Annotated in this window: 13 protein-coding genes and 1 pseudogene; 2 read left to right on the top strand and 12 right to left on the bottom strand. The window is 49.6% G+C overall.

The genetic code is table 11. The annotated features are described in order from the left end of the window. Positions 1-233: 233 nt before the first annotated feature. The 3 genes and pseudogenes from DW937_RS12950 to DW937_RS12940 all read right to left on the bottom strand — a co-directional run. Positions 234-1,016 (bottom strand): annotated as a pseudogene (locus tag DW937_RS12950) (AAA family ATPase); the annotation flags it as partial. 4 nt (positions 1,017-1,020) lie between these two features. Next, complete coding sequence (locus DW937_RS12945; RefSeq protein ID WP_120121206.1) at positions 1,021-1,887, bottom strand: DUF6017 domain-containing protein; 867 nt, start codon at positions 1,885-1,887, stop codon at positions 1,021-1,023. A gap of 4 nt (positions 1,888-1,891) precedes the next feature. Continuing rightward, positions 1,892-2,146, bottom strand: coding sequence for a hypothetical protein (locus DW937_RS12940; RefSeq protein ID WP_120121204.1), 255 nt, complete (start codon positions 2,144-2,146; stop codon positions 1,892-1,894). A 213-nt stretch (positions 2,147-2,359) separates the two neighbouring features. Here DW937_RS12940 and DW937_RS12935 point away from each other — a divergent pair, with 213 nt between their 5' ends. Then, a complete protein-coding gene (locus DW937_RS12935; protein WP_120121201.1) occupies positions 2,360-3,499 on the top strand; it encodes a hypothetical protein in 1,140 nt (379 codons plus the stop codon). A gap of 92 nt (positions 3,500-3,591) precedes the next feature. Here the strand turns inward: DW937_RS12935 and DW937_RS12930 are convergent, their stop codons facing one another. The 9 genes from DW937_RS12930 to DW937_RS12890 all read right to left on the bottom strand — a co-directional run bounded on the left by DW937_RS12930 (position 3,592) and on the right by DW937_RS12890 (position 11,827). After that, positions 3,592-4,206, bottom strand: a complete 615-nt coding sequence (locus tag DW937_RS12930) for a Fic family protein (protein ID WP_120121199.1) — start codon at positions 4,204-4,206, stop codon at positions 3,592-3,594. 45 nt (positions 4,207-4,251) lie between these two features. Continuing rightward, positions 4,252-5,619: a hypothetical protein gene (locus tag DW937_RS12925; RefSeq protein ID WP_120121197.1), complete on the bottom strand. Its 1,368-nt coding sequence runs from the start codon at positions 5,617-5,619 to the stop codon at positions 4,252-4,254. A gap of 47 nt (positions 5,620-5,666) precedes the next feature. After that, a complete protein-coding gene (locus DW937_RS12920) occupies positions 5,667-5,855 on the bottom strand; it encodes an antitoxin VbhA family protein (RefSeq protein ID WP_120121195.1) in 189 nt (62 codons plus the stop codon). 510 nt (positions 5,856-6,365) lie between these two features. Continuing rightward, entirely contained in the window at positions 6,366-6,638 is a 273-nt protein-coding gene (locus DW937_RS12915) for a hypothetical protein (RefSeq protein WP_187119390.1), read from the bottom strand. Positions 6,639-6,779: 141 nt separating this feature from the next. Next, on the bottom strand, positions 6,780-7,691 hold the full coding sequence (locus DW937_RS12910; protein ID WP_120019647.1) for a hypothetical protein: 912 nt from the start codon (positions 7,689-7,691) through the stop codon (positions 6,780-6,782). A 226-nt stretch (positions 7,692-7,917) separates the two neighbouring features. Next, the gene (locus DW937_RS12905; RefSeq protein ID WP_120121193.1) at positions 7,918-8,280 is read right to left on the bottom strand and encodes a DUF1667 domain-containing protein; all 363 of its coding nucleotides are present in this window, start codon (positions 8,278-8,280) and stop codon (positions 7,918-7,920) included. Then, complete coding sequence (locus DW937_RS12900) at positions 8,277-9,509, bottom strand: FAD-dependent oxidoreductase (protein ID WP_120121190.1); 1,233 nt, start codon at positions 9,507-9,509, stop codon at positions 8,277-8,279. The genes DW937_RS12905 and DW937_RS12900 overlap by 4 nt, the downstream gene beginning before the upstream one ends. A gap of 3 nt (positions 9,510-9,512) precedes the next feature. Continuing rightward, entirely contained in the window at positions 9,513-10,973 is a 1,461-nt protein-coding gene (locus DW937_RS12895) for an NAD(P)/FAD-dependent oxidoreductase (protein WP_120121188.1), read from the bottom strand. Positions 10,974-11,146: 173 nt separating this feature from the next. Continuing rightward, positions 11,147-11,827: a GntR family transcriptional regulator gene (locus DW937_RS12890; protein WP_120121186.1), complete on the bottom strand. Its 681-nt coding sequence runs from the start codon at positions 11,825-11,827 to the stop codon at positions 11,147-11,149. A gap of 243 nt (positions 11,828-12,070) precedes the next feature. On the opposite strand from DW937_RS12890, the gene acpP reads away from it, so the two are divergent. Next, positions 12,071-12,298, top strand: a complete 228-nt coding sequence (gene acpP / locus DW937_RS12885) for an acyl carrier protein (RefSeq protein WP_120121184.1) — start codon at positions 12,071-12,073, stop codon at positions 12,296-12,298. Positions 12,299-12,301 lie beyond the last annotated feature (3 nt).

Raw genomic sequence — 12,301 nt, 5'->3', positions numbered from 1 at the left:
TCCAGTTCCGTGATGGTGCGCTTCACCGTCTTGATGGCACGGTTCTGGTCAACAGACTGGATGTGCATGGTGACGATCTGGCTGGAATCCATGTCCAGAAAATCCTTCAAAAGCTGGTCGCTGATGTCGGATGCCGTGATGCTCAGAAAGCTGGCGGCGCAAAAAATGCCGCCCATCTGGAAGGTGCGGCTGTTCTTGAAGGCAAAGGCGGTAGGCGCAATAGCATCTTTCACCGAAAGCCCACTTTTTACGAGGTCTTTCCAGTCGAAGTGAAACTTGCTGGCACCGTCCATGTTGAACATGCTCTTGCCCACGGCACTGATTTCCGCAGCACGGACGGAGCGAGGGATGGTCTGCTCAAACACCTTCAGGTGCTTTCCGTATGCCTGCCGGATCAGACTGCTGATTTGCTTTCCGTAGTTGGTGCGGTTGTCGGTCATAGTCAGCAGAATACCCTCGATTTTCAGTTTCGGATTGATCTGCCGTCGAACCTTTTGGACGGTCTGCAAAAGCTGTTCCAGACCTTTTGCGGAAAGATACTGCGCCTGCACGGGAATCAGGGCAGCGTCTGCCGCTGCCAGTGCGTTGATGGTAAGCATCCCCAGCGAGGGCATACAGTCCAGCAGGATATAATCGTACTCCCGCTTAGTCCCCTCCAACACCTGTTTCAGCATCTTTTCCCGGTTCATGCTGTTCACCAGAGCCACTTCCAGCCCTGCCAGTTCGATGTTGGCAGGGAGCAGGTCAACGCCCTCCGCATGGTGCAGGATGCCTTCACCGGGCTGGATGGGCTGGTCGTTCATGGCTTTCTGCATCAGGGTGGAAAGGGTGGTAGGCAGTTCATCGGGCTGCTGCCAGCCCATGCTGATGGTCAGCGACCCCTGCGGGTCGGTATCCACCAACAGAACTTTTTTGCCCTCCATTGCCAGTCCAATGCCTAAGTTCTCACAGGTTGTGCTTTTCCCCACACCGCCTTTTTGATTGGTGACTGCGATAATCGTAGCTTTCTTTGCGATAACATCACCCCGCCTTCGGTGAACCACGCGCAAAGTCGTGGTTCGTCTTGTTCTGATAGTAGAGGTTCATGGTGGTGGGCGCATTGTAGAGCATCGCCAGCAGATACTGCTTCATGTTCCGCACCGGGGCAGTATTTTCTGCCAGCGAATCCAGCACGAAACGGATGTGGTCAGCGTTCAGCTTTTTCAGCCGGCTGCGTACCACCTCGGCAGGCTTGTCATCTCCGGCAATCCGCAACATCTTGCGTTTGGTGGAACAGGTGTCCACAAGTAGGTCTACGATCTGATAGATGGTATCCTCCTCGTCCGGGCAGAGCCGGAGCAGAAGGTCTACCTCCAAAGACTGATAAAAATAATCCTCAAGCTGCTCCCGGATGCCCCCGGAATAGATAGGGTCAGGATCGTTCCACTCAGTTTTATTCTTATCAGTCTTATTTGCTTGCGGTTTTGGCTGCACCAGAATTGCGCTTTCGGCAGCACCAGAATTGCTGTTTGGGCAATTCTGTACTTGCGCTTTTGGCAAGCCGGAGGAAAAGTCCTTGACGTAGATCAGGCTGGGTCTGCCCAGACCACGGCGTTTGCGCTCGATGAGGTCGATGTCCTCCAGTTCCCGGAATAGCTTGACCGCCTTGTGTTCGGCGCAGCAAAGGGATTCCTGCACTTCCCGGACGGTGTAAATGATATACACCCGCCCTTGCTCGTCCAGCCAGCCATTTTTTACGGACAGGCTCATGCGGTCCAGCAGGATGCCGTACAGTGTCCGGGCATCCGTGGAAAGCTGCCGGAAGCGGTGGTCTTGGAACAGTGCTTTCGGAATACGGAAGTAGGAAAACAATTCGCCCGACTGACCATAGAAGTAGTCGTAACTCATGGCATTAACGGATCATCAGCTCACGGTCTGCGGCACCTTTCATATACATGGCTTCTGCGATGTCATCCATCACCCGGAACAGTGCATCGTCCAGTTCAAGATATTTCCGCCCCAGCTTTTCATCCAACAGCCGCCGGAACTCACGTTCAATTTTGTCACGCTCGCAGGCAGCTCGCTGATAGCGAGGTGTCTTCATCAGCTCCGTCCATGTCGGACGTACCATTTTGTCATAGTAGTTCAGCATAAAGTCTTTATCCATAGGCATCCTCCTTTTGAAATGTTTTGTGGGTAAAAATAAAAGCGCAGCTTCTATCCATTCAGAGTAGAAGTTGCGCTTTGCTGCTAGTTTGTGTATCAAACCATCATATTCCTTCTGCGAGGCTGTTACTTTCAGATACGTTCTGTAAAGGGATGGATTTCTTATCAAAAAATGTTATAATAGGGGAAATTACTGTATAGAGGGGAATTTTTCATGGCAAAGAACAAGATTTTCTCATCTCTTATCGACAATAAAAGAGAAAGCTCTGGTCTTATAATGACATCTGTACTTGTTGCAGTTGGAGTCAATATGCTCTCAACAGGTATAGTTGATTTGTTGGGATTACGATTCGGGTTCCAAATAAAGGAAGTCATCCTTATCACAATCGGAATATTTTTGTCTCTTGGAGTTTTAGCATGGAACGCATGGACAAACTTCAGAAGACTTAATCAAACAAAAAAATTCGAAGGCTTTATTATCTATGATGAAATCAACCATAAGATTATCAGCGTACCAGAGTATACGATTTCTACTGATATGGCTCAGTACCAACAGTGGGCATCGTCCGAAAACAAAGCACTTGAGAAATTGTGGAAAGAAGACAACATAAGCCAATTTAGAAATTTCAGAGGAAAGATCGACCAAAACCTATTGAACACGTTAACTCAAAGTGGAACATTACTTACTGAATTATTGGAGTATTGTCTAATTGAAAAACTTTCTTTACACCTAACAGACTATTATAATAAGTTCGATGGCAAATTAAAGGTGCAAGAGTTCCAAAAAACTGATATTCCGCAGGTTTTATTAACCAACCGCTTTCTGCGGCTTTTCTCTGAAGACATGATAAACAGGGAAAGTTTTATGTGTTTGTCCAATAATTTTAATGATGAAAATGATGATTGTAGCACTGTCTGTGTATTAAATTCTTCAGGGGCTTATTATCATAAATTTGATTTAACACTTCCTGAAAATAGCAAAATAACCAGAAAAAACAAGAACGAAATTATAATCGATACGCCGATCCTTACATTGTCATTAACAAGTTTGTTTTCTGGATTTAGCACAGCACTTCCTCATGATTTCTACAAATATTATCTAAGGTCTGCAAGTCAGCATTATACTTCCTTACACGATTATAAATTTAATGTAGAAATTTCCGTTAAATTTAAGCTGACATCTTTATTTATGAGAAAAAAGATGGATGTCTATTATTCATGGATTGATAGTTTTTTGGACGAGATAACCGAGTATATGGAAAAAGATAGATTTTTTGATAAAATAGACTGGAATGCTATTCACGCGTTGATTTATTGTACAAATAATATCAGTCATCTTGTGCCCAAGAGCTAAAAAATCAATCCGATATATTTACCATCCACTCTATAATCAAAAAGAGTAGCGTCTATTTCGTTAGAGTAGAAGCTGCTCTTTTGGTTTATATGTCAGGTTTTATTGGCATCTGTTTCGATGCACTGCCGTAGGACATCGCAGAATGCCATATCATTATCTACGGCAGCAATTGCAGCGTTAATCAAAGTTTCTCGGTCAGTATTGCCCCAGTTGATGTGCAGACCATATTCTAATGCCATGCAGCGAATCAATTCACGGGTGCTGCGGCCATTTCCCTCACGGAAAGGATGGATGATGTTCAGTTCCGCCATCGTCTGCGACAGATTTTGAATCTGCTTTTCTTCATTACGCTCGGCAAGCAGCTTTTTGGAGTGAATATTCTTGAACACGCGCTCCAATTCTCGGTCAATCAGGTCTGGAGGGTAGAACATCGTGTCACCCTTGCTGATCTGTTCCTTGCGGATATGTCCTGCAAAGGGGTACACATCTTCAAAAAGGAAACGGTGAATCCGAAACAGGTGAGTTTTGGTAAAACGTCCCTTGATTGGCTCCTGCAACAGAGCCATCTGTTTTACTGCCGTAAATTCTTCTTCGGCCTGTTTGAGTTCGGCTTTATCACGGATGTCCAGCTTGTTGATCAAAACATCCGTATCGGGGTAGCAATACATGGACTGCACCGTGGTGTAGACATCATATTTTGAGAACATAATCAGCCTTTCTTGATATACTGCATCTAGTTCACATGTAACACTTCACGTTATACCAACTGTTACAAACAAATTAAAGTCATGGGCTAAGTCTATAACAGTGTTTTCAAAAGAATCAATATCATTCTCAATTTCGATAATTGTATCATCGGGGAGAGAATCTGCGCCCGGAATATTTTCTTTTTTGATTTTCTCGAATTTTGCTCTTGTTAATTCTTGAATATCCATACAAAGATACCAAGCTTCAGAAAGTGACATTACTAAAGCATATCTGCTGGAACCTTTTTCTGACCGAAATGCTTTTATTAGTGCAATTAATACTTTGCAAACCGAGCAGTAGCGTTCATACAAGGTTCCTTGTTTATGATAATGCGTATGCTGCCGTGTGTAGAGAATTTCTTTGTAAAAAGTTTCTAGTCTGTCTATTTGTACCTTATGGTGGTTGTAAAATTTCTCCGTGAAATCCAAGAATTCCATTTCATCGGTTTTGTTTGTATCGTTAACTCCAAAAATTTCTTGAAGGTCAACACAATATCCGTTTTTGTCAGGATGTTTTGCGGGCATGGCAATATTATATCCACAATCGTTTCGTACCAACTCATTATCAGAACTTGAATAATACCGCACACCGATGTAATCTGTACTGTTTTTTACCCAAATCATAAGCATTTGGGGAATAATATAAGCTTCAACAAACGATTTTTCCTTTTCTTTTGCAATGACTGAACAAGAAGCAATCAGTGGAAGGATAAAACAATATCCTCTGGCAAAAGACTTGCGTTCATCTTCCGTCCAACGTTCTTTTGGAAGTTCAGAAATAAGACTAAGCGTCGATGTTAAAGGGTTGAGATCTAATTGAATCAATTTTTTGTCATGCTTAACGGCCTCGAATTTTGCCCATTGAAATGAATCAGGCATTTTACACTCATACCATGCTACTCGTTTAGCACTTGCCATATAACTACATGGCATTCCGGGAACACTAAATCGATTCGCAGATGCCAATTGTCTTGAATTGCATGGAATGTGCAGGAATTGAAGTCGGTTATATTTATTATTTCCAGCCATAATCCGATAATATGGAATAGAATCAGCCACATATGCACTTGCCCGTCCAACTGGAGCAGTCGGCAGATGATTCTTCACACTATCCATAGCCTGATTGAAGATGTTGAAAGCTTCGATGTAGCGGTTATCAACATAAAGCTCATATGCTTGCATCAGTCTATCAGAAAAAAACTTAATTTGTTCTTTTTCTTCAGAGATCATAAAAGTAGTTGTCATAATGCGCCTATTGTAATCATCCATCCAATTCTTCAAGCACTCATAAACTGTTTGGTTGCCTTGGTCTAGCGGGAATCGATATTCTTTTATCCATGAAAGCTCACGGTTCCAATCAAATGCACTTGGCATATTTAATCTCCTACATTTTTCCACCTATTTATCAATGGGGAGTCTGCTTAGCCCTTCTTCGCGTACTTTGCGCGCAGTTCATTCACAACCTGCTGATAGCTGACCTGACCGCTGCCAATGCGGTCAAGGTTGCTGCGCGTATCTTTGCTGATGGTCATGCCCTCGATGGCGAAGGTGCCGTACACATTGCGGAGGTTGCTTTTGTGCTGGGCAGGGGTGGTGTGCTTGGCGCTCATGGTTTGGCCTCCTTCTGATTTACAGGATACTATATAAAGTTTATCGTGTATGAGTCCTATTGTCAATCTACAACTTGTTGTCAAATGTAAAAAGCGCAGCTTCCATTCATTCAAAGTTGAAGTTGCGCTTTTACGGTATATCGTATTTTATTGTGAATTGGGATGCGATACATCTGAACCCCATGTGAGTTACATCTCAAGGGCCTGTAGCTCACTTGTCCGCCAACCATATTACGCCCCAAACTGCATCATCTCGAAAATCCGCGGCTTGGAGACCATACTTGCGAGCGAGAAAGGTCGTTTGGATGGCGGAGCATTTTATATAGACGAATATACGTTGATTTTTCTTTTCTCGCAGTGCATAAGATGTGCACAAAAGCGATATTGCTGGGAGAGCGTTCGGTTCGCATCCGAGAGGTCAAGGGTTCGAATCCCTCTAGGTCCACCAATTTGCCGCATCGTTTTGTACGATGCGGCGTTTCTTTTTGCCAATCTTTGCAAAATCGTGCATCATTCGTCTTGACAGCGCAAAATTACGTGTGCAGCATTTTTAGGCACAATGCTTATAGTTTCACCTGCTGTTTTGTCTAAAACGGCGATTCCGGCATTTGATGTACAACGCCCAACTTTTTGAGGATTTTGCGACTTATTTTTCTGTTTTTTGCCCCGTCCAGCCGATGCTGCGTGACGCTTAAACTCCTCGAACTCGTCCAGCGGCACATTGAGAACGATCTCGATATTATAGTCGCGTCCGACACGCACTTCCTTGATAAACTGTTTCAAAATACCGCTGGAATGCGAGATACAGAAGTTTGATTTATCTCCATACCTATTTTTATTGCTTCCTGAAACAGGGTAAAACAAAAGCCGCCCGAAGGCGGCAGGATGCATCACGGTAGCAAATATGAACGCGGCTCAGGGCCATCAGAACAGATCCAGCATGTTGTCCAGATAAATTTCTTCCCGGACGCGCAGCTGATACTCAGGCTTTGTCATGTAGTAAAGCAGAAATTCCAGTATCAACGCGCTGCCCAGTCCCCGCCCCTCGATCTTGAAGTTGGAAAAGCCGCCGGGCAGATAAATTTTGCGGATATCCCCGGCCCCGATGAAGCCGGGGTTTTCCATTGCCTTTGAAAAACGATAGCCCTGCTGTGCGCCCGGCGCTGTGCAGCGGTGGTCCGGGCAGTCCTCGCCCAGATTTTTGCGGCTGACATTCTCGTAGCAGTGCTTTCTGTCCCGGCAGCCGTACCAGCAGCATTCGTTGCACAGAAATTCCACCTTGTCCTTCTGGTCCTGCGACAGGGTATCCAGCTCTGCAAACGACTTGTTCAGGCGGAAATCCGGCACAACATAGCGGAACTCTTCCCGTTCCGTTTCTCTGCGGAGCTGCTGAAAATCTGTAAGGACTTTTGTTGTGGAGGACACGAAATAAAGGCCCGGATACTGCCTTTTCAGGTAGTCCAGCAGCAGGTCCGAATGGACGATGACACCATTCTGCACACGGTTTTCTTTTTCAAACAGCGCACAGAGGGCATTGCATTTCCAGTCTGCAAGGTGCTCTTCCCGGAGCAGCGAATTGCTGAAGGTGAGCCGGGCCGATATGCCATATTCCTGCATCAGTGCAAGCACCCGATGCGGCTGTGCATCTCCAAAGCCAGCGCGGCCCCCGCCCCAGATGCAGTCGGCTGGTGCACCGTAGACCGAACCGATCTCGCACCAGTCGTAAAAATATTCCCTGTGTTCACGGAACAGCGGCAGAAACACACGGTACAGTTCATAAAATTCAAACAGTCCCGGAAGATGATAATATGCCGTGCCGCGTTCGTGCTGTGCCATTGCCGTGTGTGTTCCTCATTTCTGTAAGTTTCAGCTTCCCTGCAGCAGCTTTTGCGCTGCACCCGGAGATCTTTTTTCCAGTATAGCACAGTCCTGCCGGGAAAGAAATCATCTTCCTCTTGACCTTGAGCACACTCCAAGTTTTATCATGTGCATAAAGGCTTCTTCGGTCCGTTTTTTTGCAGAACTTCTCCTTCTGTTTTTTATCTCTCCTAATTTCAGCCGGTCAGCAGGCATCCACATTCTTGGTGACCATCACGTCACTGTCCAGCCCGCAGACGTTGTGCAGCACGATGGTGCCTGCCTTGACGGGGGCGGTCAGAACCACCTTGCGAATCTCGTCCATCACCGGAAAGATCATATCCTTGGGGACGGCCTTGGTCAGGCGGACGCTGGTGACAGGCAGCTCGCCGCCCTTGACCAGCACCGAGCTGGCGATGGTGCGGCGGGGCGCAGTCAACTCCTGACGGACATACTGTTCGCCGCGGGGGCAGGTGTGACCGGTGACCGAGACCACCTGACCATTTTCAACTTCGGCTTCGATCTCGCAGCCGTTGGGGCAGACGATACAGGTAAATTGCTTTTTCATTCCACCGACACCTCCAGTGCGCCCGTTTCCTGCAGCTTGGCAGCAGAGACCTTGAACTGGATCATCTCCGCAGGAATAGCTTTCTTCATCTTCTTGGCAGCAACTTCCACACCGTTCTGGCGCACCACGATGCGGCAGTCACGGTAGTGGTTCCGCACGCGCAGCGACAGGCTGAAGTCGTTCTTGCCGCTGACCTTCTGCGGAATGGTGTGGCCCACGCCCTCGCCGCACTTCACGTCCAGCGTGCAGGGGTCGATGCCCTTGCCCTCAACGTAGGCGGCAGCGTGGCGTGCCAGTGCCTCGGACTCCATGGAAACAAAGTCCACCAGATCATGCACATGCAGCACATTGCCGGCAGAGAACACGCCGGGCACGTTGGTCTGCAGGTTCTCGTCCACCACAGCGCCGTTGGTGTGGGGGTCAATGGCGATGCCGGCATCCTCCAGCAGCTTGTTCTCCGGGATCAGGCCCACGGAGAGGATCAGCGTATCACACTTGTACTCCTTCTCGGTGCCGGGGATAGGCCGACGGTTTGCATCCACCTCGGAGATGGTCACGCCGGTCAGACGGTCGCGGCCATGGATCTCGGTGACGGTGTGGCTGAGATAGAGCGGGATATTGTAGTCGTCCAGACACTGCACGATGTTGCGCGGCAGGCCGGAGGGGTAAGGCATCAGCTCGAACACTGCCTGCACATGAGCGCCTTCCAGCGTCATGCGGCGTGCCATGATCATGCCGATATCGCCGGAGCCGAGGATGACGACCTCCTTGCCGGGCATCCGGTTGTAGAGGTTCATGTAAGCCTGCGCGGTGCCTGCGGTGAACACGCCCGCCGGACGCTCGCCGGGAATGCCCAGTGCACCGCGGCTGCGCTCCTTGCAGCCCATGGCGAGCACCACAGCCTTTGCCTGATACTGGCGCAGGCCGCTGCGGGTGGAGGCGGTGACGACACGATCCGCCGTCAGGCTCAGCACCGTGGCGCTGGTCTCGTAAGGGATCTCACGCTTGTTCACTTCATCAATGAACGCCTGTGCATATTCCGGGCCGGACAGGCTCTCGCCGAAGCGGCCCAGACCGAAACCGTCATGGATGCACTGGCGCAGGATGCCGCCCAGCATCGCCTCGCGCTCCAGAATGATCATGTTGCGGATGCCCTGCTTGTGCAGCTCCACCGCTGCGGCAAGACCTGCAGGGCCGCCGCCGATAATCACAACGTCCTTCTGTTCCATCGCTCAGTTCTCCTCCTTTCGCATATTGCCGGTGAGTAGCCATGAACCCTGACGGCTGTAACGCACATCCTCCGGCTCGGTGCCCAGCTCCTGCTCAATGAAGTGTTCGATCTTCATCTGGCAGAAGCCGCCCTGACAGCCACCCATCATGGCGCGGGTGCGGTACTTGATGCCGGTCATGGTGGAAACGCCCAGCGGGTTATGGATGGCCTGCAGGATCTCGGCCTTGGTCACTTCCTCACAGCTGCAGATCATCTCGCCGTAATCGGGGTCCTGCGCGATGAGCTCTGCCTGCTGTTCCGGCGTGCACTCGGCAAACTTGACGATGCCCTTGTGGTGCGGGTCAAAGTCTGGGTTTTCCTCAAACTTTTCGCGCTCCTGCATCAGACCGATGACGTAGCGGGCCAGCGGCACGCTGCCGGTCAGGCCCGGGGATTCAATGCCCACAAGGTTGACGGCATTGGGAGCCACGTCGTCCCGGATCTCCACCTTCCAGTCCTGAATGGCACCGTTTTCATCCACCCACTTGGGCTGGATGCCGGCGAAGGTGCGGATCTGATCCTTTTTAAAGATGTGGGGCCACAGCTTTGCGCCCTCCACGGCCAGACTGTCCATGTTGGCCTGCGGCACACCGTAGTCGTCCAGCACATCGGTGTTCTCCGCGTCCGGGCCAACAGTCACGTTGCCGTCCACGGTGGGGGTGATGTGGATGCCCATATAGGTGTTGCTGGGCACCGGGTACACCGGCATGGGCAGCAGCTTGCCCATGCGCTTATGCAGGATGATGTAGTTGCTGCGGGAGCCGATGACACGGTAGCCGGTCAGGCCCAGCAGGTCGGAGATCTGCTTTGCGCCCAGACCAGCGGCGTTGACCACCCAGCGGGTGCAGAAATCGCCGTGAGCGGTGTGCAGGTAGTACAGCTCATTTTCCCGGGTGATAGCCTCTACCTTGTGGTCAAAGAAGAAGTCCACGCCGTTGGCGTGTGCGTTCTCGGCCAGTGCCACCGTGTACAGGAACGGGTCCATGATGCCGCTGTTTTTGGACCACATGGCAAACTTGCCCACCACGGCTGGCACCAGCTCGTGCAGCTTTGCTTCATCGATCATCTCAAGGCCGGTGCAGCCGTTGACAGCGCCCTGCTTCATGGTGCGCTCCAGCTGCTCCATGTCCTCGAGGGTGTTGCCCACCAGCACCTTGCCGCAGCGCTTGAACGGGAAGTTCAGCTCTTCGGCCAGCTGATCCATGATGCGGTTGCCTTCTACGCAGCACTTCGCTTTCAGGCTGCCAATGGGGTTGGCAAAGCCGCCGTGCACCACCGCAGAGTTGCGGCCACTGGTCTCGTTGCAGACATCCAGATTTTTTTCCAGCACTGCAATGCTCAATTTGTAGCGCGAAAGTTCGCGTGCAATGGCGCTGCCCACGACACCCGCACCGATGATGACCACATCGTATTGTTTTTTCATGGTATCCACCTTTCTTTCTGATTTGGAGATCCGGCCTTTATGTTATATATTTCATTGACTAAAATATATAACATTTCATGATCTCTGTCAAGCCGTTCCCGGCAAAAAACTGCACAAAAATATGCCGCATCTTTTGGCATAGATACGGCATTTCTGAACGTGATACGGTTGTTTCAGGCTTTGAAATAGTGTGGGAATGCTTCCCGGATCGCAGAAAGGTTCTCCGTGTAGCGCTGCATATGCTGCCCGGCAATGCGGTGTGCTGCCGCCGCATCCTTCTGTTCAATGGCTTTCAGCAGGCTGACGTGATCTTTGTAGATCGTTTTTGCGGGCCTGCAGCGGAAGCTGAGGATGGTGGTGCGGTCAAAATGTGGAGCCAGATTTTCCACCAGATCGTACCAGTATGGGCAGCCGCACTGCACATAAAGCAGCCGGTGAAACCCCTTATCCAGCTCAAAGATCTTTTCTTCCTGTGCACGCTCAATGTACATGCGCCAGAGCGCCACGTTCTCCCACAGCTGGTCGATATCCGCCGGGGTCAGCTTTTCGCACGCCATGCGGGCGATCTCTGCTTCCAGCACAGCGCGCAGATGGCGCACTTCTTCCACCAGCTCTGCATCGATGAGAGAAACATAGGTGCCGATCTTGGGACGGATCTCAATGAGCCGCCGCTGCGCCAGCTCCAGCTCTGCTTCCCGGAAGGGGGTGCGGCTCACCCCCAGCTGTTCGCACAATTCCGGCTCGTTCAGTTTTTCACCCGGCTCCAGACGGGTGTTGATAATATTATCGATCAATACCCGCAGAACAAAACTTTTTGCAGATTCATGCTCTCTGCGCTCTGAAATCGTAATCATCGGAAGGCTCCTTTCCCTCACAGGGAAACACTGTTCTCAGACTGCTGGGTCAAGTATACCACACTGCACACCGGCGTAAAAGAGGACAATATATAAAAGGAAGAAAACTGTGTCAGAATTGTAAAAGATAAAATATTTTAACTATTATTCTTGACTTATCCAACGATTCGGCTATAATGGTCGTGTTCGCAAGAAGCTTCAAAAAATTTAGATATTTAAAACAAATCAAAGGAGACTACTACCATGACGTTTGAAGAAATGAAGAAGATCGTTGTTGATACCCTGAACTGCGACGAGGCCAAAGTGACCATGGAGGCCAGCCTGACCGAGGATCTGGAGGCCGACAGTCTGGATGCCGTGGAGCTGAACATGGCTCTGGAAGATGCCTGCGGTGTGTCCATCCCGGACGAAGAGCTGGCAAAGCTCAAGACCGTGGGCGATATCTACAACTACATCACCGCACATATCTGAGGC

Source organism: Faecalibacterium sp. AM43-5AT (genome assembly GCF_003603345.1).
GTDB lineage: Bacteria > Bacillota > Clostridia > Oscillospirales > Ruminococcaceae > Faecalibacterium > Faecalibacterium taiwanense.
Note: the sequence above shows the minus strand (reverse complement) of the source record. Positions and strands in the feature narration are given on the sequence as shown.

Coding starts and splice junctions, on each gene's coding strand:
- DW937_RS12945 (WP_120121206.1), bottom strand. CDS start 1,887: ATGAGTTACGACTACTTCTATGGTCAGTCGGGCGAATTGTTTTCCTAC.
- DW937_RS12940 (WP_120121204.1), bottom strand. CDS start 2,146: ATGGATAAAGACTTTATGCTGAACTACTATGACAAAATGGTACGTCCG.
- DW937_RS12935 (WP_120121201.1), top strand. CDS start 2,360: ATGGCAAAGAACAAGATTTTCTCATCTCTTATCGACAATAAAAGAGAA.
- DW937_RS12930 (WP_120121199.1), bottom strand. CDS start 4,206: ATGTTCTCAAAATATGATGTCTACACCACGGTGCAGTCCATGTATTGC.
- DW937_RS12925 (WP_120121197.1), bottom strand. CDS start 5,619: ATGCCAAGTGCATTTGATTGGAACCGTGAGCTTTCATGGATAAAAGAA.
- DW937_RS12920 (WP_120121195.1), bottom strand. CDS start 5,855: ATGAGCGCCAAGCACACCACCCCTGCCCAGCACAAAAGCAACCTCCGC.
- DW937_RS12910 (WP_120019647.1), bottom strand. CDS start 7,691: ATGGCACAGCACGAACGCGGCACGGCATATTATCATCTTCCGGGACTG.
- DW937_RS12905 (WP_120121193.1), bottom strand. CDS start 8,280: ATGAAAAAGCAATTTACCTGTATCGTCTGCCCCAACGGCTGCGAGATC.
- DW937_RS12900 (WP_120121190.1), bottom strand. CDS start 9,509: ATGGAACAGAAGGACGTTGTGATTATCGGCGGCGGCCCTGCAGGTCTT.
- DW937_RS12895 (WP_120121188.1), bottom strand. CDS start 10,973: ATGAAAAAACAATACGATGTGGTCATCATCGGTGCGGGTGTCGTGGGC.
- DW937_RS12890 (WP_120121186.1), bottom strand. CDS start 11,827: ATGATTACGATTTCAGAGCGCAGAGAGCATGAATCTGCAAAAAGTTTT.
- acpP (WP_120121184.1), top strand. CDS start 12,071: ATGACGTTTGAAGAAATGAAGAAGATCGTTGTTGATACCCTGAACTGC.